A 21854-nucleotide genomic window follows, 5' to 3' on the forward strand; every position below is an offset into this window, starting at 1 on the left:
CTCCGTGGCAGACCTTTCCCCTGCGGACGGCGAGACCCGGCCGCGTCACCCATGGCACCGCTTCGTGGCCCTCGGCGACTCCTTCACCGAGGGCATCGGCGATCCCGACCCGATGGTGCCCGGCGGGCACCGCGGCTGGGCCGATCGTGTGGCCGACGAACTGGGCCGCGACGCGCCCGACTTCAGCTACGCGAACCTCGCGATCCGGGGGCGGCTGTACAAGCAGATCCTCGATGAGCAGCTCGAACCGGCCCTCGCCCTCAACGCGGACCTGATCAGCATCTTCGCCGGTGGCAACGATGTGATCCGCAGGGGCGACCCCGACGAGATCGCTTCGGCGATGGACGATGCGGTGGGGCGACTGGCGGCCGACGGCGCCACAGTGATCCTGTGGACGGGGCCCGACGTGGGCGACACGGCGGTGTTCAACCTGATCCGGGGCCGGGTCGCGATCTACAACGAGAACATCCGGGCGGTGGCACGCAGACATGGTGCGGCCGTGGTAGACCTGTGGTCGCTGCCCGCCCTCACCCACTCGGTGATGTGGGCGGAGGATCGTCTGCACTTCTCCCCCGCCGGCCACCAGGCGATCGCAGTGGAGGTGCTGGACACCCTGAGCGTCCCCCATGGACTGGACCGGTTCACCCTGCATGATGACGAGGGCGAGGAGCGGACCAGGCGCGAGGTGCGCCACGAGGACATCCAGTGGGCCCGCCAGTACCTGGGACCATGGGTGGTGCGCCGCATCCGGGGCGTCTCCTCCGGTGACGGCATCGCTCCTAAGCGCCCCCAGCCCTCCCCCGTGTTCGGGCAGGCCATGCCCCCTGGCTCCTCGGCCGCCGATCCGGTGCGGGCTGCCGCGGATGCCGCGGGGACAGCTGTGGACACTGTTCGGGCTGCCGCTGCCGAAGCGTTCGGCGCCGGGAAGGCCGATGAGGAGCGTGGCGGGCAGTCACCGCAGGGCGGGCAGGCATCCAAGGACGATCAGACCCCGGCGGAGCCGAAGGACCACTGACGGAGCCGCTGGGCCGCTGATCCCGGGGACGGGGATGGGTACTTCTCCCCAGGGCACAACGGGTTTCAGGCCGGTACGCTGAGTCCGCGGGCGGCGCTGACCGCGCCGCGCTGATCACTCCTCCTCCGACGGGAACATCATGAACACCATTTCGCGGCGCCGGCGCCTCTTGGCCGCGCTGGTCCTGCCCTTCCTCCTGGTCCTCGCGGGATGCCGCTTCCACGCGGATTTCGAGATCAATGACGTCGACTCCATGAACGTGACGATGGATCTCGGGATCGACACCGAGTTCATCGCTGACACCTACGGGTCCGCTGCGGAGATGTGCGAAGACATGCAGGAGGAGGAGAGCCTCTTCGGCGAGGTGACGCCCGAGCCCTACGAGGAGGAGGGGCTGTGGGGCTGCCGTGCCACCGGTGTGATCGAGCGCGCCGACTTCGGCAGCGACATGCAGCTCAGCGAGGAGGACGGGAAGTTCCACCTGGTGATGGGCGGCAGCTCCACCGACCCGGGCGCCGAGACGGAGGCCCTCGAGTCGCAGATCGACTTCCGCGCCTCCTTCACCTTCCCCGGCAAGGTGCTGGAGTCCAAGGGCGGCACCATCGACGGCAACACCGTCACCTACACGAGCATGACCGAGTTCTCGAACGGGGTGGACATCACCGCCGAGTCCGGCGGCTTCCCCTGGTGGATCGTCGTGGTCGCGGTGCTGCTGCTCGGTTTCCTGCTGCTGCTCGCCCTGGGTCTCGGCGCGTTTCTGTTCATGCGCTCGCGCAAGAAGGCGAAGTCCCCGGCTGCGGCGCCGGGCGGCTACGGCTCCCCGGCCGCGCCCGGCTCCCACGCCGTGCCGCCCGCTCCGGGCAGCAACGGATCCCCGGCGGTGCCTCCGGCTCCGCAGGCAGGACAGTCCTGGGGCGGTTCGGCCCAGCAGTCCGCGCCTCCCGCTCAGGGACAGCAGTGGGGCTCCAGCCCGGCGCAGCCCGGTCAGGGGCAGCCGCCCCAGGCGCCCGAACAGGGCCAGCAGCCGTGGAGCCAGGCTCCCGGTCAGAACCAGCCCCCGCAGGCTCCCGGACAGGGCCAGCCCCCGCAGAACCCGGGGTGGTGACCGCCTCCCCCACCGTCATGTGAGGAGCTTCATGCGCGCAGGATTGGCACCGCCCGGGCGGAAGCACTAAACTCGTGCAGGTCGGCTTCACCGACGGGCGCCCGTAGCTTAACGGATAGAGCATCTGACTACGGATCAGAAGGTTGGGGGTTCGAATCCCTCCGGGCGCGCTGCAGGATCTCGATGAAGGCCCTGGTCACCACGGTGACCAGGGCCTTTCTCATGCTCGGCGCAGGCGACGGCGTCTCGAACGATGCCGCCCACCCCGCGCACCGTCCCGCTTCACGACGCCTCGGGCGATCGCTGCGGCATCCAGCCGCAGCTCCCGGAACATGCCGGAGATCGGGTTGGCGAAGCCGGTGAACCACAGTCCCGGCAGCGCTTCCCGCCCTCCGGTGACGCGGGGCAGGCCGCGCTCGTCCAGCAACCCCCGGTGCCCCACCAGGTTCTCCAGGGCGCGCTCGTAGCCGGCCGCGACGATCACCACCTCGGGATCGACCCGGGCGCCATCGGCCAGCTCCACATGGTCGGTACCGAACCGGGCAGGGGAACCGACGGCCTGCACCCGTCCCTCCCGGATGGCTGCGACGATGCCCACGTCCTGCACCGGGATGGTGCCCTTCAGCACCTGCGAGTAGATCCCTCCGTGGGGCCGTGGCACCCCGTGGGCGGAGAGGTCCTGCAGGTCCCGGTGGAACACCCGGTCCTGCAGCGCGTCCACCAGCCGCACCGGCAGGTGTCGCACCAGGATCCCCACGGCCGTGGTGGTGAGGAAGGCGCCTCGCTCACGCTTGAGGATGTAGGGAGGGGTGCGCACACTGATCCGCACCGGCCCGGCACCGTGCTCGGTGAGGTCGGTGGCGATCTCCGCCCCGGTGTTGCCGAAGCCCACCACCAGCACACTGCGCCCTGCGAACGTGGCCCCGCTGCGGTACTGCGAGGCGTGGAGGATCTGCCCGGTGAACTGCTCCTCCCCCGGCCAGGTGGGCCGCCGGGGGTGTTGTTGTACCCGGTGGCGACCACCACGTCCCGTGCGCGCAGCACCTCGCCACCGGCCAGATGCACCAGCCAGTCACTGCCGGGACGCTCGATCCGCTCCACAGCAGTGCCGGTGCGGATCTCCAGATCGTGGTGGGCGGCATACTGCTCCAGGTAGCGCACCACGTCGTCCCGTGCCACCCAGCGGCCGTACTCGCGCGGTATCGGCAGGCCGCCCAGGCCCGACAGTCCCCGGGGGGTGTGCAGGTGCAGGCGGTCGTAGTGGCCCCTCCAGCTGGACCCCACCTGCTGCGCACGGTCCACCACCAGCACGTCGACGCCCCGCCGTCGCAGGGCCGCCGCAGCGGCCAGTCCGCCCGGTCCGGCACCGATCACCACCGCACCCCGAGAGCGCTCACCGTTCGACCCCGCTCCACGGGGCGGATGGTCGATCACCGCAGACCCGTCTTCTCGTTCTCACGGCGGGTGGCGAGGCGGGATCCTGCGTCCATCAGCGCTGGGGAGAGGCGTTCGATAGCCCAGATGGCACGGGTGAAGGCCCCGACGGGGATGATCGTGCGCCCCCGCTCGATGCCTCGAAGGGCGGCGGCTGCCACCTCGTCGGCGGTGAGCAGGCGCGGCTGCAGGGAGTGGGCGTAGCGGCGGAAGGACCCGGTGTGCTCGCCCGGGTCCAGGGGCTCGTCCAGCAGCTTGGTGTCCACGAACCCGGGGCACAGCACATGCACCCGCACCCGCCGTGCACGTGCCTCGATGGCGAGGGCGCGGGAGTAGGCCACCACCGCGTGCTTGGTGGTGGTGTACGGGAGTTGGCGGGGGGAGACCATCAGCCCGGCCAGCGACCCGGTGTTGAGGATGACGCCGGCCCGCCTCGGCGCCATGACGGCGTAGGCGGCCTGCGAACCGTCGATCACGGCGCGCAGGTTCAGGGCGAGGGCCTGGTCCCAGTGGCGCTCCTCGACCTCCTCCACCGGCCCGTACAGCAGTGCGCCGGCATTGTTGGCCATCAGGTCCAGCCGGCCCTCACGCTGCACGGTCCTCTGCACCAGCGCGGGCACCGCACCGGGCTCGGTGACGTCGATGCCGACGGCGACGGTCCGGCCACCGAGCGACTCGGCCAGGGCCGTCGCCGCGGCCTCGTCACGGTCGGCGACGATCACCCGGCCGTCGCGCTCCACCAAGCGCCGCGTGAGGGCCCGGCCGATGCCGGAGGCGCCTCCGGTCTAGCCCTGGGCCTCCTGCCAGGCCTCGAGCACCTCACGCACCGAGGTCCAGGACTGCATGAGCTCCCGGGCCTCGGGGTGGGCCTCCGCGGCGATCGCCTGCTGGCGGGCCTCCTCCAGCAGCGGGTCGATCTCGATCCTCGTGCCGTGGTCCACCGAGGCCACCGCGGCCTCCACCATCGCGAAGCTCAGCAGGTTCTCGTGCACCTCGCACATGGGGGTGCGGGCCTCCCGCAGGGCGGTCACGAACTCGATCAGCGAGGCGGCGATCTGGTCGGGCTCCGAATCCGGGTCGGGCTGCTGTGCGATCCACTCCTGCAGGCGGGCGGTCTCCTCCTCGTCGGCTGTGGAGAGCACGGGCAGGCCGGTGCCGTCCCAGGTGGCGGTGCCGTGCTGGGCGCCGATGCGCCACTCGCTGTTCCACCAGGTGGCAGCGCCGCGCGCGTTCCAGGTGCCGTTGTAGACGAACAGGGAGCCGTCGGACATCTCGAAGGTCGCCGAGACGGTCGCGTCGTGGTCGTACACGCTCCACTCGGGGCGGGCGCCGTGGGCGGTGACCGCCACCGGGTCGGTGCCCAGGATGTACCGGGCGGTGTCGAAGGCGTGGATGCCCATGTCGCGCAGCATCGGGTGCAGCTGGTGACGGCGGTACCCCTCGTGCTCCTCGAACAGGGAGAAGAACGCACTGGTGATCACGGTGGGACCGTGATCGGCCACGAACGCCTGCAACTGGCGCACCTGGGGGAAGAAGCGCCGGGACTGGGACACCATGAACGGCACCCCGGTGAGTTCCGCATGCGCCACCAGGCTGATCGCCTCCGGCAGGGTCTCGGTGACCGGCTTCTCCCCCAGCACCGGGATGCCGGCGTGCAGTGCCCGCACGGTGACCGGGTGGTGCGCCACCGGCACCGTGGGGTTGATCAGCAGATCGGCTCCCACCTCGAGGGCGAGGTCCACCCCGTCGGTGCCGGTCGCGATCGAGGAGGGATCCTCCGCGCCGCAGCCGGCGATCACCTTCGCGGGTGCCGCTTCGACCAGGTCGGCCACACCCACCAGTTCAGCGACGGGGCTGTCCACCACCTCGCGGGCCCACCAGTCGCCCATGGACCCGGCGCCCACGATGACCACGCGGGCGGGGCGGTCGGCGGGGATGCGGGCGGCTTCGCGGGCGCGAGCCTGTGCCTCGCGGCGTGCCTCGGCGGGGGATCGGTCCGATGCGGCCGCCTCCCCGGCGTGACCAGGGGCGTCGTTCGTCGTGGTGGTCTCAGATGACACGCGTGGTCCCCTGCTCGTCGTCGGTGCGGAACCAGTCGCGCTGGGCGTTGTCGATCTTCACGGGCTGGGCGGGGCGGTCCTCGGGGCGGGCCCACACCACGGCATTGGCCAGCACGCGGCGGATCTCGGCCTGCCGGTACACGGGGTACTCCTGGTCACCGGGGCTGAAGTAGAACATCTTGCCCTTGCCGCGGCGGAACACGCAGCCCGAGCGGAACACCTCGCCGCCGGCGAAGGACGAGATGAACACCAGCTCGTCCGGGGCGGGGATGTCGAACATCTCCCCGTACATCTCCTGGGCGGGGATCACGATCGGGTGGGGCACGCCGCGGGCGATGGGGTGGGAGCCGTTGACGGTCCACACCCGCTCCTCCTCGCCCTCGTTGCGCCACAGCAGGTTGCAGGTGGTGCCCAGCAGGCGCTTGAACACCTTGGCGTAGTGGGCGGAATGCAGGGCGATCAGGCCCATGCCCTCGTGGACGCGGCGCACCACGCGCTCGGCCACCTCATCGGGCACGTCCTCGTGGGCCATGTGGCCCCACCAGGTCAGCACGTCGGTGGCGGCCAGGGCCTCCTCCGACAGCGACTCCTCGATGTCGTCCAGCAGGGCGATGCGCACCTCGGCGTCCACGCCGTCGGCCGCGAGGGTCTCACGCAGCCCGTCGGCGATCACCGTGTGCATGCCCTCGGGGTAGATCTCCTGGACCTTCGGGTCCACCTTCTCGTGCCTGTTCTCGCCGAACACGGCGATGCGCAGTGTCATGGATGTCCTCAACTGATGGCTGGTCGGTGCAGTTCCCGGTCGCCGACGGCCGCCGCAGCGGGCACCGGCACAGGATCCCACCATCGTAGGGTCGCGCCGCCTGGGTGGTCTGGACATGCGCGGGGCCGGGACTGCAAAGACCTCCGCCAACCGCCCGTGGTCGTGAACGGACGGCCGCCGACCGCCCGTGGTCGTGAACGGACGGCCGCCGACCGCCCGTGGTCGTGAACGCTCACCCCCGGATCGTGATCGTCCTGTGACTCACGCCTCACGGTTCTCCGCTACGGTCGTCCACAGGTTCCCTCAACGGCGAGGGAACCTCTTCTTCTTCCTCGCCCCGGAACACCCTCTCCCCGGGTTCGCCGACCTCTCCGTGGCACCTTCGTACCAGCGAGAGCGTCGTGCGGCACCAAAGTACTATTTCCCCTGGTCAGGCGACTCGCCGGGCCCACCAGGGCACCTTGCAGCGGGCTCGTGGGACAGGACATGGTGCTGGGGGTCACACCTGTCACGGTCGTCGTATCGACCGCCACCGCGTTCTAGGAGCTCCCGTGCACCAGCCCTCGTCATCACCCCACGCCCCTGTTCTGCCGGGAGCCGATGCTCCTGTCGCCGCGTTGCCCACCGCTCCTACCGCGACCGTCGGCCGTCTGTCGCGGCGCTCGCTGCTGCTGGGAGCGGCGGCCCTGGCCCCGATCGTCGCCGTGGGTGCCGGCAGTGCAGGACAGCAGGCGAGCGCGCTGAGCGGTTTCCACGACGCAGCGGGGCTGCGCCGCGTGGGCGAGTGGCCGCACCCCGACATCCGCTCGGTGGACTTCCGCTTCGACACCGGCGGCATGGTGAAGACCTTCCCGCCGTCGGTGCGGGTGACGGTGCCGCCCAGCTACGGGTCCAGCCCCGACCGCCGCTACCCGGTGCTCGTGCTCCTGCACGGTCAGGGCGGCTTCTACCAGGACTGGACCAACCTCGGTGGGGTCGTGGAGCAGACCGAGCAGCACGAGGTGATCGTGGTGATGCCCGACGGCGGAAGCGGCTCCTTCTACTCCAACGCCAACGCCCCACTGCCCGGGCGTGAGGCCGCCTGGGAGTTATTCATCATGGACCAGGTGCTGCCCTTCGTGCATGCCAACTTCCGCACCCGACCCGAGGCGATGGCGATCGGTGGACTGTCCATGGGCGGCTGGGGTGCGCTGGCCCTGGGCCAGCGCTACTGGGGGCACTTCCGCTCGGTGAGCTCCTACTCCGGTCCCGCCGACTGCGGCATCTCGACGGCCGACGGGCTCGCGGTGGCCGGTGCCATCTGGATCTGCCCCTCGTTCGAGCTCGCAAAGCACCCCTTGACCGCGAACTTCGTGGGGGCGACCTGGGGTCCCTCCGTGAACCCGCCGATCGCCAAGAGCTACAACCCGATGGACAACATCGAGACCTACCGCGGCAAGCGCGTGTTCCTGCGCACCGGTGATGGGGCCTGGGACGACTTCTTCGACGACCTGCGTGCGGACCGCGAGCTGCTGGGCCAGTTCGAGGCGAAGGTCGGCACGATCGGCGAGAACGTGATCGAGAACGCCGTCCACCCCAACCAGCAGCGCTTCAGCGACGCCCTGGGGGCCGCCGGCATCGACCACGACTTCGCGGTCATCCGCGGCGCCACCCACGAATGGGGACTGTGGAAGGACAATCTGGCTGAGGACCTGCCCGGGATCATGGGCGTGCTCAACGCCTGATCCGGCCCGCACGACTGCCCGCCGCCGACGCCGGTCCTGCGGCACTGAGAGCCGGACGCACCTCAGAACCGGAACTGGTTCCAGGATGCGTCCGGCGCTCAGTGTCCGCGTCTCCTGTCCGCATCTCCTGTCTGCGTCTCCTGTCAGCGGCGGGTGCGCAGGAGGCGGCCGGTTCCCTCCAGGTGCTGCTGCAGGGCGGCCGCGGTCTCCTCGTGGACCCGGTCGGCGCGGCGCCTGCCGAGCGTGCCGCCCAGGGCGAGTCCTGCACCGGGTCCCCAGCGGTACACCACGTCGGTGGTGTGGGTGTCCTCGCGCAGTTCCACGATGCCGGTGAGGAAGAACTTCTTGCCGGCGAGCGCGCCCAGCAGCACGGTGCGTCCGCGGTTGCCGAACTCGTAGGCCATCGAGCCGTCATCGCGCACCCGGGGCACCCAGCCGCGGGCGTCGAAGAACGCGGCCACGTCCCGGCGGGCCGCCTGCGCATCACCGCGCAGCACCATCAGCAGCTTCTCCTGGCGCTCAGCCACGGTCAGCCCCCTGGGCTCTCCGGCTCGCGGCGGGCCGGCGCCGCAACACCTCCGAACAGATCCCTCCCGGGGCCCACGCGGCGCAGCTCGGCGTTGCCCAGGTGCGGCACGGAGCGATGCTCGTAGGGGTCCATGCCCTCCCCCACGGCCAGCATGATCTGCAGGACGTCCCCGTGGGCCACCAGGACCACCGGGGCCTGCTCGGCGAGGGCATCGGCCTCTCGCAGCACGGCGCTGGCCCGCGCGGCGACCTCGCGCACCGGTTCCACCTCGTTCGCGCCGTCGCGTCGGGCCAGGTCATCGGCCCACACCAGCTCGTACGCCGTCGCGGGGCCCCCGTCGTGAGTGCCGAAGCCGCGCTCCCGCAGACGCTCATCAACCCTGGGCTCCCCGGCGCCGAGTTCGGCGCAGAACTCCTCGGCCGTCTGCCGGGCTCGGGCGAAGTCGCTGGTCAGCACCACCGTGCCCGCGCCGAGGCCGTAACGAAAGGCCTCGCGTGCGGCGGCGCGCACCTGCTCCCTGCCACGCTCGGTCAAGCCCACCTCCACCAGGGCGCGCGGGCCGACGGCCGAAACGATCAGCCCGTCCACGTTCGCGACGGACTCACCGTGCCGCAGCACCCAGATGTCGTGGCCGCTCAGGGCTCGAGAACCTTGCCGGGGTTCAGGTTGCGACCGGGATCGTTGTCGGCGAACAGGCCGCGCACCATCTGGGCACCCACCTCACCGATGTCCTGGACCATCCAGGGGAGGTGCTCGGTGCCCACCCCGTGGTGGTGGGAGACGGGAGAGTTCAGGTCCACGAAGGTCTGCTGGACCGCGTTCTTGGCGTCGTAGTACTTCGCCAGCGCCGTCGAGTCATCGGTGTACGGCACCGCGAAGGTGAAGTACAGGCAGGCGCCGCCGTGGTAGCTGTGCGACATGTGGCAGAACATGAAGCCCTGGGAGTCGTGGTCGGCCAGCACCTTGTAGTACGCGTCGTACACCTTTGAGTGGACCTCGTTGAGGTTCGCCCAGCTGGCACCGGTCTCGCACACGTCGCCGAACACCTTGTAGTTCAGCAGGAAGTCGCGCAGGTGGGGGGTGTCGAACTTCTTCTGGTCGTACACCGCACCGGGGCCGGCGCCCAGGCTGATGCCGCCGTTCTTGGCGACGATCTTCTTCACGACCGCCTTCTCGCGCTCCACCGTCTCCTTGGTGCCCTCGAAGCACACGTAGGAGATGCACATCTCCTCCTTGGTGTCCCAGCCCTTGGAGCGCAGGTAGGCGAACAGGCCGTCCTGCACCTTGCCCATCACCGTGGACTTGGTGGACTCCGGGGCCTTGACCAGGGCCAGGCTGAAGCGGGTCTCAGGCCCGTCCGAGAGGCGAGCGAAGGTGGGGTTGACCTCGGAGCGGGCGATCGCGTGCATGCCGCGGATGCCGTGCTCCCAGTCGGGGTACATGTAGGCGATGACCTGGCGCACCGGGGCGGTGCGGTGCACCTGCACGGTGCACTCGGAGATCACGCCCAGGCGGCCCTCGCTGCCCATGATCATCTCGTGCACGCTGGGGCCGCTGTCGCGCCCGGGCACGGCCTTGGTGCGGATGATCCCGCTGGGGTGCACCACCCGCATGCCGCGCACGATCTGCTCGATGTCGCCGTACTTGTCGGACTGCATGCCGGTGGAGCGGGTCGCTGCCCAGCCGCCCACCGTGGAGTAGGTGAAGGAGTCGGGGAAGTGGCCCATGGTCCAGCCCAGGGCGTTCAGCTGCTCCTCGAGGTCGGGACCGTACACGCCGGCCTCCACCCGGGCCAGGCCCGAGGTGTCGTCGATCTCCAGGACCTTGCGCATGCGGCCCAGGTTCATGGTGAGCACGGGGCGCTGCTCGGTCACGTCCGGGGTGACGGAGCCGGAGATGCAGGAGCCGCCGCCGTAGGGGATCAGCACCAGGTCCCTCTCCAGGACGATCCGGAGCACCGCGGCGATCTCGTCCTCGCTGCCGGGGTAGACCACCGCATCCACCAGGCGCTCGAAGTCGCCCTGACGCACCCGGAACAGGTCCGGCAGGGAGCGTCCGAAGGAGTGGACCACGCGGAACTCGTCGTCGTCGCGCAGGTTCTGCTCGCCGACCACGTCCACCAGTGCGGTGCGGGCGTCCTCACCCAGGCGCGACGCGGGGACCGTGTGCTCGGACAGATCCGGGGTGATCGGGTCGGGCATGGTGTGCAGATCCAGACCGATGACCTCGCGGGCCAGCGGGGCGAACCCGGGCTTGTTGCGCCAGTTGAAGGTGACGTCCTCCAGGCCCCAGCCCCACCACCGGTGCCGCTTCACGTCCTCGGCGTCCAGCCGGTCCTCGGCGCTCAGCGGTGCGTTCATGCCGGTCCTTCCCCGTCCCGGGCGCTGCCCAGGACTTCCTCGTGATGGTCGTCGTACAGGCCCTTGACGCGCTCCCGGATCCGGGTGGAGAACTCCACCGCGGTCTCGCCCTCCTCGGCGATCATCGGGTCGCCGAACACGACGGTGACCGGCGGCCGGCCGGGCCGGGGCCAGTTGCGGCCCTTGGGCATCGCCTCGTAGCCGCCCACAATCGCCGCCGGGATCACCGGCACGCCCACGCTGATGGCGAGCGCGGCACCGCCGGGCTTGAAGTCCCTCATCTGGCCGTCCTGCTGGCGCCCGCCCTCGGGAAACACCAGGATCGGCACTCCGGAGCGCAACAGGTTCCGGGAGGTCCCGGAGTGCTTGCGGGAGCCGCCGCGGTCGATCGGGAAGGCGTTGAACATCCAGCGAACGAAGAACCGCTTGTACCAGACGTTGAAGAAGTAGTCGGCAGCAACGCCTGTGGAGAGGAATTTCGCCTGGCTCCACGGGAGGCTAAGGGCGATCATCGGAGCATCGACATGGCTGGTGTGGTTCGCGACCAGCACGTACGGGCCGCGCACGGTGCGCACGCGACGGGCCACGATCGCCTTCGGGGTGACGGCGCTGCGCACCACGGCCCGGAAGATCATGCGCTGCAGCACGAAGCGCACGGCGGCGCGCCAGTGCGATCGGTACTTGGCCAGGTCGCCCTCGGGCTCGTCCCAGCCCTGGGCGCGGGAGCGGGCCGAGAGGGAGGGGACGGGGCGGGCCTTGGCTGCCGCCTTCGCGTCTGCCTTGGCCTTGGCCTCGGCCTTCGCCTCCGCTCGGGCGTCGGCGCGGGCGGTCCTCGCATCGGACATGGCGGTCCGGGCATCGGCCGTTGCCGACCTGGCCTCGGAGAGGCGCTCGCGCACGGTGCGCTCGAAGGCGGACTGCTCGCGAGGCGCCCTGGCGTCGTCGGTGGCGCTGTCGGTCCCGGTCTGGGGGTCGCCATCGACCCCGGCCGATACGGCGTCCCCGGGGGTGGGGTCACCGTCGGGGGTCGCGTCGCCGTCGGGGGTCGGGTCGCCGTCAGGGGTGGGGTCGCCGTCAGGAGTGCGGCCGTCGGCCTCGTCGCGCATCGTTCAGCGCTCCTTGCTGCGGCGGTGCGAGAGGAGCGCGCTGAGGCGCGCCACCAGGCCGCGGGGGGTGCCGCGCAGCACGCCGGCGATCAGCTTCCAGCGGGTGCTGGGGATGCTGACGGGCTTGCCGCGGGCCACGTCCGCCAGGCATTCCTCCACCAGGCGATCCGCGTCCAGCCACAGGAAGTCCGGGATGGAGGAGCCCTTGATGCCGGCGCGGGAGTGGAACTCGGTGCGCACCCAGCCGGGCATCAGGGCGGTCACGGTGACGCCGGTGCCGTTCAGCTGCACGCCGAGCGATTCGGAGTAGTTGCCCACCCACGCCTTGATGGCGGAGTAGTTGTTCTGGGTGACCAGGGCGCTCACGGAGCCGACGTTGATGATCCAGCCGCGGCCGCGGCGGCTCATCGCGCGACCTGCCGCCCCGCCCAGCTTGAGGACGGCGCGCACCATCACCTCGAAGCCGCGGTCGTGCTCGTCCAGGTCCTCGTCCAGCAGGCTCGCACGCACGGAGAAGCCGGCGTTGTTGACCAGCACGTCGACGGGGTCGGTGTCAGCGTCGAGGCGGTCCGCCACGCGCTGCTGGGCGTCACGGTCCACGAGGTCGGCGACCATCGTCTCCACGTCCACGCCGTGGCGGGATCGCAGGGTGGAGGCGAACTCCTCGAGGCGGGCGGCGTCGCGTGCCACCAGGACGAGAGGGACGCCGCGTGAGGCGAAAGCTGTTGCGAAGGCGGCCCCGATGCCCGCGGTGCCGCCGGTGATCAGGGCCCTGTGCATGGCGGCTACGATACACTAGCGAGGCCCTGACCAGGGCGCGCCGACAAGCCGCTGACCAGCACGGGGACCGACGCGGAACACCACGGACCAGCCCCGGGGGCGCTGTCGATCAGCCCCGGCACCATCGCTGATCAGCCCCGGGAACGCCCGCGCCTGCACCGCCGTACCCGTCCATCGAGGGATCCCATGAACAACACCCCGTCCGCACCCGCCTCCACCGAGAACGCCGAGGGCACAGCCTCGCGCAGCGGAGGCCGTCGGATCCTGCTGACCGGGGTCACCGGGTTCCTGGGGCAGGCCGTGCTGCAGTCCCTGCTGGAGACCACCGACGACGTGCACGTCACCGCCGTGGTGCGCCCCAAGGGGAGTGTGGCCGGGCAGGCCCGCCTGGAGCAGCTGTTGCGCAAGCCCGTGTTCTCCACCTGGGTGGAGAAGATCGGCAAGGACGAGGCCACCCGTGTCTTCGGCGAGCGCGTGACCGCCCTGGAGGGCGACCTCACCGACATGCCGCCCCTGACCGAGCCGTACGACGTGGTGATCCACTCCGCCAGCTCCGTCTCCTTCGACCCGCCCATCGACGAGGCCTTCCGCACCAACGTGGGCGGTGCCCGCAACCTCTACGAGGCACTCCTGGCCTCCGGGCAGGACCCGCACGTCATCCACGTCTCCACCGCGTACGTCGGGGGCATCTCCAAGGGTCTGCGGCAGGAGGGCCGCCTGGTCCACGACGTCGACTGGCGCCGCGAGTACGACTCCGCCCAGGACGCCCGTGCCCGGGTCGAGGCCGAGTCCCGCAGGCCCGAGACCCTGCGCTCCCAGATGCGCACCGCCCGCCTGCGCGACGGCCGCATGGGCCCCAAGGCCGTGGCCGCCGCCGCCGAGGCCGCCCGCCGCGCCTGGGTGGACGAGCGCCTGGTGGACTTCGGCCGCACCCGTGCCCAGTCCGTGGGCTGGACCGACATCTACACCTTCACCAAGGCCATGGCCGAGCGCGTGGCGGAGGACCTGTGGGCCGGCGCCGGCCACCGCGTGTCCTTCGTGCGTCCTTCGATCATCGAGTCGGCCCTGCACCGCCCCTACCCCGGCTGGATCGACGGCTACAAGGTGGCCGACCCGCTGATCATGGCGTACGGCCGCGGCATGCTGCAGGAGTTCCCGGGCCTGGCCGATTCGATCCTGGACATCATCCCGGTGGACTTCGTGGTCAACGTGATCGTTGCCCTGGCCACCCAGGACGTGTCCCGTCGCGGGGACGACGCCTACTTCCAGGTGGTCTCCGGCGCCTCGAACCCGCTGCCGTTCCACGAGATGGTCTCCGCCGTGCGCGAGTACTTCGTGACCAAGCCCCTGGAGGACGACAAGGGCCGCCCGATCGTGGTGCCCGAGTGGCACTTCCCGGCCGTGGAGATGGTCGAACAGCGCTTCCGCACCAAGGAGATCGCCGCCAAGGCCGGTCAGAAGGTCGTGGCCTACCTGCCGGCCTCCCGCCGCACCCGCGAGTGGACCTCCAACCTGCACAAGGCCACCACGGGCCTGACCACGCTGCGCAAGTACATCGAGCTGTACCGCCAGTACACCAAGACCGAGATGGTGTTCGACGACGCCAACACCCGTGCCCTGCGGCAGGAGCTCCCCGCGTCCTTCCTGGAGCAGCACGACTTCGACGTCACCGAGATCAACTGGCGCGACTACTTCCAGCAGCTGCACCTGCCGGCCGTCACCGAGCTCACCAAGGCCTACTCCCGCGCCAAGGCCGCCCAGCGCACCCGCGCCGAGCGCCCCGCACCGGCCCTGAAGGAGAACGCCGACGCACTGGCGGTGTTCGACCTGGACGGCACCGTCGTGGCCACCAACATCGTGCAGCAGTACTTCGCGGTGGTGCGTGCCACCAAGCCGCGCCGCACCTGGCCCGGGGAGATCGGTGGCCTGCTGGCCTCCCTGCCCGGTTACCTGCGGGCCGAGCAGCGTGACCGCTCCGAGCTGATCCGCCTGGTCAACCGCCGCTATGAGGGCTACCGCGAGCAGGACCTGCGTGAGCTGATGAACGGTGAGCTGGGCCGGAAGATCCGTGCCTCCATCCGCCCCGAGGCCCTCGAGGTGATCGAGCGCCACCGGGCGGCCGGGCACCGCACCGTGCTGGTCACCGGTGCACTGGACGTGCTGGTGGAGCCGCTGGCCGACCTGTTCGACGACGTGGTCGCCACCCACATGGACTCCGGGGCCGACGGCGTGATGACCGGCTACCTGGCCACTCCCCCGCTGGTGGACGAGGCCCGCGGCAACTGGCTGCGCAAGTACGCCGACCGTCACGGCGCGGACCTCAAGGCATCCTACGGCTACGGCGACTCCCACGCCGATGCGGCCTGGCTGTCACTGGTGGGCACCCCCACGGCGATCTCCCCGGACCTGGGGCTGTTCTCTGTGGCCAAGAAGAACCGGTGGCGCATCACCGATTGGTGAGGAGGGGGCCTGCAGGCCAGCCTGCCCGCCTGCAGGCCAGCCTGCCCGCAGTGCTGCGCTGCCCCACCTGCCACCAGCCTTGCCTTCACGCCTGCCCGCAGCGCTACCCCTACCTGCCCCTACCTGCCCCTACCTGCCACCAGCCTGCCCGCAGGGTTGCGCTTCCCCACCTGCCCCCAGCCGTGCCTTCACGCCTGCCCGCTGCGCTGCCCCACCTGCCACCAGCCTTGCCTTCACGCCTGCCCGCAGCGCTACGCTGCCCCTGCCCCGCCCAACCGGTGCCCGATTTCTCCCGTTTCGCAATCGGTGGGACGGAATCGCCGATTCCGGGGCCGTAATGCGCTTCGCGCCTCACTGGAGTCCCACCGTCAGTCAGCAGCCCGGCCAGACCGACCAGCACCCGGCCCACCAGCGGTCCGGCCAGATAGACCAGCACCCGGCCCACCCAGCACCCGGCTCATCAGCAGCCTCCCCACCCAGAACCCAGCCCACCCAGCACCCGGCCGACCCCTTGTAGTGCAGCCACGACGTTCCTCCCCACCCCCGGGTTCTCCACACGTCGGCGCCACACACACCATCGGCTCTGGTGAACGACCACCCTTGGGCCATGTTCCTTCCCAGCAGACTGGTGGTCCCGATGGGAGCGCGCGCTCCGTTCCGGCCACGTCCAGCACCGCGCGGCACCCATCGCGTGGCGGACGCCGATCTCGGCGTGGCCACCAGCTCCGCCCTGCTTAATGAGGGACTCACCCACGCCCAGATCCGTACCGCCGTGCGGCGCGGGCACCTGCGCAGCATCGCTCCCGGCTGGTACGCGAAGACCGGCGCGAACCCGAAGGTCGTCAAAGCATTGACCGCAGGTGCCCGCCTCACCTGCGTTGATGCGTCGGCACTGCACGGTCTATGGGTTCCTCCCCGGGAACGGGATGACGACCTGCACATCTACCGTCCCCGCTTGGGCAGTGCGTGCCCGCGGTGGGCAGCAGCGCACGGATCGGGCCTGCGGGCGTGGCCTGAAACGGACGCCATCGCCTCCCTCCGACTGGCCCTGGCGCACGCGATCCGCTGCGTGGACGGGGAGTCGGCGGCGGTGCTCCTCGAGTCCGCGATCGAGAGGGGGCTGCTGTCCATCGCGCAGGTCCAGGCCCTGCTGGATGACGCCCCACGTCGGCATCGTCAGCGCATCGGCGGTATCTCGGCAGCCAGCGGTTCCGGCTCGGAGACGCGGGTGGTGCGCGCGCTGCGCCGACGCGGCCATGATGTGGAGCAGCAGGTGTATGTGGAGGGGGTCGGATTCGTCGACGCGTACGTCAGCGGGCTCTTCCTGGAGATCGATGGGCGCACGCACCACAGTTCACCGGAATCGTTCAACGAGGATCGCCGGCGGGATCTGGCGATGCGTCGGCATGGACTGCAGATCCTGCGGCTGAGCTACTCCCAGGTGTGGCACAGCTGGCGCTCGACCGAGGAGGCGCTTCTGGAGACCGTTGCCCAGGTGGGCAGACAGGGCCGACGGCGGGTGGCACAGCTGCTGGCCGCCTGAGGGCTGAGCGAGGTCGCGGGCTTGGCAGGTGACGAACAACGGGACGATTTCGTCGCTTGAGCGCTGAAACTGTCAGCGACGCCTCATATTCATCCCGTCGTTCGTCATAGAGCCGGGTCACGACATCACAGCACCGAGGCGATGAACTCCCGCAGCCGATCGGAGCGGGGCGCGTCGATCACCTGCTGGGGCGGCCCCTGCTCCACGATCTGCCCGTCGTCCATGAACACCACCTGGTCGGCCACCTCGCGGGCGAAGCCCATCTCGTGGGTGACCACCACCATGGTCATGCCCTCCCGCGCCAGGTCCTTCAGCACGGCGAGCACCTCGGAGACCAGCTCCGGGTCCAGGGCACTGGTGGGCTCGTCGAACAGCATCAGCTCGGGCTTCATCGCCATGGCACGGGCGATGGCCACGCGCTGCTGCTGCCCGCCGGAGAGCTCGGCCGGGTAGTGATCGGCACGATCGGCCAGTCCCACGCGGCCCAGCAGGTCGCGCGCATCGCTCTCGGCCTGGGCGCGGTGCGTGCCGAGCACCTGCATGGGCGCCTCGATCACGTTGCCGAGTGCCGTGAGGTGGGGGAACAGGTGGAAGCGCTGGAACACCATGCCTATGCGGGAGCGCTGGGCGGCGATCTGCTTGTTGGACAGTCGTTGCCAGCGGCCGTCGGCCAGCGGCTCGGACTGGTAGCCCTGCAGCTCGCCGTCGATCCGCACGTCACCGGCGGTCGGGTTCTCCAGCTGGTTGATGCAGCGCAGCAGGGTGGACTTGCCCGAGCCCGAGGGGCCGACCAGCACACACACCTCTCCCGGCGCCACCTCCAGGGAGCAGCCCTTGAGGACGTGCAGGTCACCGAAGCTCTTGTGCAGGTCGGTGATCTCGACCAGCGCGGTGGCGGGCGTTGCCTGGCCGGCCGGGGCCGGCTGAGTGGAAGCCTGCTGGGCGGGGGTGCGGGGATCCTGGGTCATCACAGCTCCACCTCCGGGAGCGGGTCGTTCGGGGTGGTGCCGGCGCGGTTCACGGCTGCCTGGCGGGCGCCGCGGCTGCCGGGGGTGTGGCGGGCGGGCGTGCGGTCGTCGAAGCCGCGACCGAAGTACTTCTCGAGGTAGTACTGGCCCACCATCAGCACGCTGGTGATCGCGAGGTACCACAGGGCCGCCACGATCAGCAGCGGGATCGGCGTGAACAGCTTGTTGGCGATGCCGTTGGTGGCGAAGGTGAGGTCCAGGGTGAACGGCACCGCGAGCACCAGCGAGGTGGTCTTCAGCATGCCGATGGTCTCGTTGCCAAGCGGCGGCACGATCACCCTCATCGCCTGCGGCACGATGATGCGGCGCAGGATCCGGCCCTCGCTCATGCCGAGCGCCCGGGCGGCCTCGGACTGGCCGCGGTCCACCGAGTTCAGGCCCGAGCGGATGATCTCGGCGAGGTAGGCGCCCTCGTTCAGGCCCAGACCGATCACAGCGGCCCAGAACGCGGTGAGCAGGTCGCGGGTGGAGAAGGAGAACAGCTCCGGCCCGAAGGGCACGCCCACGGCGATCTTGGGGACGATCACGGTGAACAGGCCCCAGAACACCAGCTGGGTGTACACCGGAATGCCGCGGAACACGAAGATGTATCCCCAGCTCACCGCGCGCAGCACGGGGTTGTCGCTGCGGCGCATGATGGCTGCGGTCAGCGCCACGACGGTGCCCAGCACCATCGACAGCAGCGTCAGCAGGAGCGTCCAGCCGACGCCCTGGACCACCTTGACGTCCAGGATGTAGGTCGCCACCGTGTCCCACTCGAACACCGGATTGGTGATCAGGAAGTACACCAGGGCGAGGGTCAGCAGACCCACCACCACCGCTGCGATCCAGGTCCCCGGGCGCGGGGCTGGGCGGGCACGGATGGGGGGTGACCTCGTTACCGGCGGCGTCGCGCAGGTCAGGGGTGCCGGAGGTGGGGGTGCTGCTCACGGTTGGGGGTCCACTTCTGCTCGTTCGATCATGCCGTTCTCGTTGCCCCAGGCCGCGAAGATCTCGCGCAGGTGGCCGGAGTCGATGAGGTACTGGACGGCCCCCGCAGGGCCTCGGCGAACTCGGGCTGGCCCTTGGGCACGACGATACCGTTGAGCGCGGACTCCTCGATGTCGCCGATCTGCTCGAGAGTGCCGCGGGAGCGCGCCACTGCGTAGGCGGTCACCGGGGAGTCGGCCATGAGGATGTCCCCCTTGCCGCCGGCGACATTGGTTGCCGCGTCCGAGTTGGAGACGTAGGCCAGCATGTCGTATCCGGGCCTGCCGGCGTCACGGCACTGGTCGGAGCGCTCCAGGGACAGCTCCTCCTGGTAGGTGCCCACCTGGAGGGCGACGCGCTTGCCGCACAGGTCGGCCGGGTCGATGTCGTAGGGGTTCCCGGTGCGCACGGCATAGGCGATGCCGGCCTGGAAGTAGGAGACCATGCTGACGTTCTCGAGCCGTTCGGCGTTGATGGTGAAGCTGGAGATCCCCACGTCGTACTTGGTGAATATTCGCCTCGCTGGGGTCCGCTGATCGAGGGTTCGGGTGCCACGTCGCTGCCGTAGCGGTGGCGTCGTTCGGGACCACCAGTGGTGTCGTTGGGGCCGCTCTGTCTACGCTCCTTCCGCCGTGTGTATAGGGCACGCGGCGGAAGGAGCAATCTGGAATGGTACGGAAGATCAGGGCGAAGCTGGTGCTCCAGCTGCGCGCAGAAGGTCTGTCGGGGCGAGCGATTTCGTCCTCGCAGGGCATGTCCCGCAAGTCCGTGAGGGCGGTGTTCGAGGCCGCTGACGCTGCAGGGATCGGGTGGGGCGATATCGCGGACGTCGCCGATGAGCAGGTGTATGCCCGGTTGTTCCCGGGCCGGGGCGAGCACGAGAGCGTGTTCGCACAGCCGGACTGGGAACAGGTCCATCGAGAGATGGCCAGGGTCGGCGTGACGCTGAAGCTGTTGCACGGCGAGTACTTCGACGCGACCACGGCGGCTGGGGATCCGGCGATGGGGTATGACCGGTTTTGCCGCACCTACCAGCACCACGTCATGGTCACCGGTGCCGCTTCGAGAGTCGGTCACAAGGCCGGCCAGAGCGTGGAGGTCGACTGGTCCGGCCCCACGATGGAGCTGGCCGATCCGGTCACCGGCGAGGTCTCGAAGGTGTTCTTGTTCGTTGCCTGCCTGCCTTTTTCTCGTTACGCGTTCTGCTTCCCGGCGCTGGATATGCGCCAGGAGTCCTGGCTGCGAGCGCACGTAGCGATGTTCGAGGCGCTGGGCGGGACGGTCCCGAGGATCGTTCCGGACAACCTCAAGACCGGTGTGGTGAAGCACCCCCGCGAGGGCGAGATCGTCCTGAACGATGCGTATCGCGAGATGGCAGCGCATTACTCGGCGGCGGTGCTCCCGGGGAGGGTGCGGAAACCGAAAGACAAGGCGAGCGTGGAGAACACCGTCGCGCACGTCGCGACCTGGGTCATCGCCGGGCTGCGGGATCAGCGATTCACGTCCCTGCCCGAACTTGCAGCCGCCATCGGGCAGCGGATGGAGGCCTATAACGCGGAGCCGTTCCAGAAGCGGCCCGGATCCCGCGCCAGCGTGTTCGACGCGGAGGAGCGGCCGCTGCTGACGCCGCTGCCGGCGGTGCCCTACGAGATCTCGACATGGCACTACGGACGACGAGTGGGCAGGAACGGGCACGTCACGTTCGCGCGGAACTTCTACTCCGCGCCGTTCGCGCACATCGGCGCGAAGGTCGATCTGCGCATCACGGCCCGGACGCTGGAGATCTATCAGGGCAGCCAGCGACTGACCAGTCACCTGCTGCTCCCGGAGACCGCGAGCAATGAGTACCGCACCAACGACGCGGACCTACCTGCGGGCGAGCGTTTCCAGGCCTGGGACGCGCAGAGGGTGCGGGCGTGGGCAGATCGGGTCGGGCCGGCCACGGTGATCGTGATCCAGCGGATCTTCGAGTCCGTGCCGATCGTGGAACAGGGCCTGGATCCCGCGTTGGCGGTGCTACGGCTCTCTCGCCGCTTCTCCGTAGATCGGGTCGAGGCGGCCTGCGCACTCGCGCTGACGGGACGGGTCCGTTCACCGCGCTATGCGCATCTGCACCCGATCTTGGCCACCGGGCAGGACAAGGTCGCCGCCCTGCGTCCACCCCGCGAGGAACCCGCGGAAGACGGCGGATACGTCCGTGGCGCCGACTACTACGCCGGAGGTGTCCGGTGAGCGTGATCGATAACGACACGAAGCGGAAGCTGCGCGAGATGGGCGCGACCGCGCTGCTGGACGCGATCGATGCCCAGGATGAGGCTCACGTGCTGGGGATGTCGTTCCAGGAACGGCTCCAGCTGATCGTGGACGAGGCGCATTCCATCTTCAATCATGGAAAGGTCGAGGGTCTGATCCGCCGGGCGGGGCTGCGTTATCCCGGAGCGGACCTGCGGCGGCTGGATCTGGTCGAGGAACGGGGACTGAACCGGAACGTGATCGCGCAACTGGCAACCTGCTCCTTCATCCAGCGGCAACAGAACGTGGTCTTCCAGGGCTTCACCGGCTCAGGGAAGTCCTACCTCGGCTGCGCGCTGGCGAAGCAGGCCTGCCAGCACCGGCTCCGAGCCCACTACATCCGAATGCCCGACCTCGAAGAGGCCTGGGCCCTGGCAAAGGACAAGCCGCAGGGCCAGACGAAGTTCCTGCGGAAGTACTCCACGTTCTCGCTGCTGGTGATCGACGAGTGGCTGCTGGACCATCCTGACGAGGGAATGCGTTCGATGCTGCTGGAACTGCTCGAGCGCCGCTATGACACCGGCTCGACCGTGTTCTGCACCCAGTACCCGAAGAAGGACTGGCACGCCCGGCTCGGTGGAGCAGTCCACGCCGATGCGATCATGGACCGCATCGTGCACAACACAATCTGGATCGACACCGGCGACAGGAACATGCGAGAACACACCGCACTGCCCCAGTGACCC

Annotated in this window: 18 protein-coding genes, 1 tRNA gene and 2 pseudogenes; 8 read left to right on the top strand and 13 right to left on the bottom strand. The window is 69.9% G+C overall.

Translation table 11 applies throughout. The features are described 5' to 3' along the window. The first annotated feature begins 4 nt into the window (after positions 1 to 4). The 3 genes from JOD52_RS14130 (at position 5) to JOD52_RS14140 (ending at position 2290) form a co-directional block, all read left to right on the top strand. Positions 5 to 1015 carry an SGNH/GDSL hydrolase family protein gene (locus tag JOD52_RS14130; protein ID WP_338124102.1) on the top strand — a complete coding sequence of 337 codons (1011 nt, stop codon included), beginning with the start codon at positions 5 to 7 and terminating at the stop codon, positions 1013 to 1015. Between the two features lie 139 nt (positions 1016 to 1154). Beyond that, the gene (locus tag JOD52_RS14135; protein WP_204410664.1) at positions 1155 to 2120 is read left to right on the top strand and encodes an LppM family (lipo)protein; all 966 of its coding nucleotides are present in this window, start codon (positions 1155 to 1157) and stop codon (positions 2118 to 2120) included. Between the two features lie 97 nt (positions 2121 to 2217). Beyond that, a tRNA-Arg gene (locus tag JOD52_RS14140) sits at positions 2218 to 2290 on the top strand. Between the two features lie 50 nt (positions 2291 to 2340). Here the strand turns inward: JOD52_RS14140 and JOD52_RS14145 are convergent. The 5 genes and pseudogenes from JOD52_RS14145 to JOD52_RS14160 all read right to left on the bottom strand — a co-directional run bounded on the left by JOD52_RS14145 (position 2341) and on the right by JOD52_RS14160 (position 6377). Continuing rightward, on the bottom strand, positions 2341 to 3192 hold the full coding sequence (locus JOD52_RS14145) for an NAD(P)/FAD-dependent oxidoreductase (protein ID WP_239552418.1): 852 nt from the start codon (positions 3190 to 3192) through the stop codon (positions 2341 to 2343). Next, positions 3165 to 3554, bottom strand: a pseudogene (locus JOD52_RS17195) (NAD(P)-binding domain-containing protein); the annotation flags it as partial. The gene JOD52_RS14145 and the pseudogene JOD52_RS17195, both read right to left, overlap by 28 nt. Next, positions 3551 to 4327, bottom strand: a pseudogene (locus tag JOD52_RS14150) (SDR family NAD(P)-dependent oxidoreductase); the annotation flags it as partial. The pseudogenes JOD52_RS17195 and JOD52_RS14150, both read right to left, overlap by 4 nt. Positions 4328 to 4339: 12 nt before the next feature. Beyond that, positions 4340 to 5614, bottom strand: a complete 1275-nt coding sequence (locus tag JOD52_RS17780) for a Gfo/Idh/MocA family protein (protein WP_204410667.1) — start codon at positions 5612 to 5614, stop codon at positions 4340 to 4342. Then, on the bottom strand, positions 5604 to 6377 hold the full coding sequence (locus JOD52_RS14160) for a ThuA domain-containing protein (protein ID WP_017823194.1): 774 nt from the start codon (positions 6375 to 6377) through the stop codon (positions 5604 to 5606). The genes JOD52_RS17780 and JOD52_RS14160 overlap by 11 nt, the downstream gene beginning before the upstream one ends. Before the next feature lie 617 nt (positions 6378 to 6994). On the opposite strand from JOD52_RS14160, the gene JOD52_RS14165 reads away from it, so the two are divergent. Then, entirely contained in the window at positions 6995 to 8101 is a 1107-nt protein-coding gene (locus tag JOD52_RS14165) for an alpha/beta hydrolase (protein ID WP_204410669.1), read from the top strand. Between the two features lie 143 nt (positions 8102 to 8244). Here the strand turns inward: JOD52_RS14165 and JOD52_RS14170 are convergent, their stop codons facing one another. From JOD52_RS14170 to JOD52_RS14190, 5 genes are read right to left on the bottom strand one after another with little or no spacing between them, the layout of a single operon-like run. Then, complete coding sequence (locus JOD52_RS14170) at positions 8245 to 8628, bottom strand: hypothetical protein (RefSeq protein WP_204410671.1); 384 nt, start codon at positions 8626 to 8628, stop codon at positions 8245 to 8247. A gap of 2 nt (positions 8629 to 8630) precedes the next feature. Continuing rightward, complete coding sequence (locus JOD52_RS14175; RefSeq protein ID WP_204410673.1) at positions 8631 to 9248, bottom strand: histidine phosphatase family protein; 618 nt, start codon at positions 9246 to 9248, stop codon at positions 8631 to 8633. A gap of 17 nt (positions 9249 to 9265) precedes the next feature. After that, a complete protein-coding gene (locus JOD52_RS14180) occupies positions 9266 to 10990 on the bottom strand; it encodes an FAD-binding oxidoreductase (protein WP_204410674.1) in 1725 nt (574 codons plus the stop codon). Further along, a complete protein-coding gene (locus JOD52_RS14185; protein ID WP_275579106.1) occupies positions 10987 to 12096 on the bottom strand; it encodes a lysophospholipid acyltransferase family protein in 1110 nt (369 codons plus the stop codon). The genes JOD52_RS14180 and JOD52_RS14185 overlap by 4 nt, the downstream gene beginning before the upstream one ends. A gap of 3 nt (positions 12097 to 12099) precedes the next feature. Then, a complete protein-coding gene (locus JOD52_RS14190; protein WP_204410676.1) occupies positions 12100 to 12876 on the bottom strand; it encodes an SDR family NAD(P)-dependent oxidoreductase in 777 nt (258 codons plus the stop codon). Positions 12877 to 13062: 186 nt separating this feature from the next. Between JOD52_RS14190 and JOD52_RS14195 the strand changes: the two genes are divergently transcribed. Together JOD52_RS14195 and JOD52_RS14200 are read left to right on the top strand one after the other, a co-directional pair. Further along, the gene (locus tag JOD52_RS14195; RefSeq protein WP_204410678.1) at positions 13063 to 15336 is read left to right on the top strand and encodes an HAD-IB family hydrolase; all 2274 of its coding nucleotides are present in this window, start codon (positions 13063 to 13065) and stop codon (positions 15334 to 15336) included. A 607-nt stretch (positions 15337 to 15943) separates the two neighbouring features. Next, on the top strand, positions 15944 to 16879 hold the full coding sequence (locus JOD52_RS14200; protein WP_150108360.1) for an endonuclease domain-containing protein: 936 nt from the start codon (positions 15944 to 15946) through the stop codon (positions 16877 to 16879). Between the two features lie 125 nt (positions 16880 to 17004). Here the strand turns inward: JOD52_RS14200 and JOD52_RS14205 are convergent, their stop codons facing one another. From JOD52_RS14205 to JOD52_RS14215, 3 genes are read right to left on the bottom strand one after another with little or no spacing between them, the layout of a single operon-like run. Then, positions 17005 to 17847 carry an amino acid ABC transporter ATP-binding protein gene (locus tag JOD52_RS14205; protein ID WP_275579107.1) on the bottom strand — a complete coding sequence of 281 codons (843 nt, stop codon included), beginning with the start codon at positions 17845 to 17847 and terminating at the stop codon, positions 17005 to 17007. Continuing rightward, positions 17847 to 18809: an amino acid ABC transporter permease gene (locus tag JOD52_RS14210; protein ID WP_204411744.1), complete on the bottom strand. Its 963-nt coding sequence runs from the start codon at positions 18807 to 18809 to the stop codon at positions 17847 to 17849. The genes JOD52_RS14205 and JOD52_RS14210 overlap by 1 nt, the downstream gene beginning before the upstream one ends. A 56-nt stretch (positions 18810 to 18865) precedes the next feature. Then, positions 18866 to 19372 (bottom strand): type 2 periplasmic-binding domain-containing protein, encoded by a 507-nt coding sequence (locus JOD52_RS14215; RefSeq protein ID WP_338124103.1) that lies wholly within the window; start codon positions 19370 to 19372, stop codon positions 18866 to 18868. 173 nt (positions 19373 to 19545) lie between these two features. Between JOD52_RS14215 and istA the strand changes: the two genes are divergently transcribed. Both istA and JOD52_RS14225 read left to right on the top strand, forming a co-directional pair. Further along, on the top strand, positions 19546 to 21108 hold the full coding sequence (istA, locus tag JOD52_RS14220) for an IS21 family transposase (protein ID WP_204408388.1): 1563 nt from the start codon (positions 19546 to 19548) through the stop codon (positions 21106 to 21108). Then, positions 21105 to 21851 carry an ATP-binding protein gene (locus JOD52_RS14225; RefSeq protein WP_338124028.1) on the top strand — a complete coding sequence of 249 codons (747 nt, stop codon included), beginning with the start codon at positions 21105 to 21107 and terminating at the stop codon, positions 21849 to 21851. The genes istA and JOD52_RS14225 overlap by 4 nt, the downstream gene beginning before the upstream one ends. Positions 21852 to 21854: the final 3 nt, after the last annotated feature.

It is taken from the genome of Brachybacterium muris (genome assembly GCF_016907455.1).
Classification (GTDB): domain Bacteria; phylum Actinomycetota; class Actinomycetes; order Actinomycetales; family Dermabacteraceae; genus Brachybacterium; species Brachybacterium muris.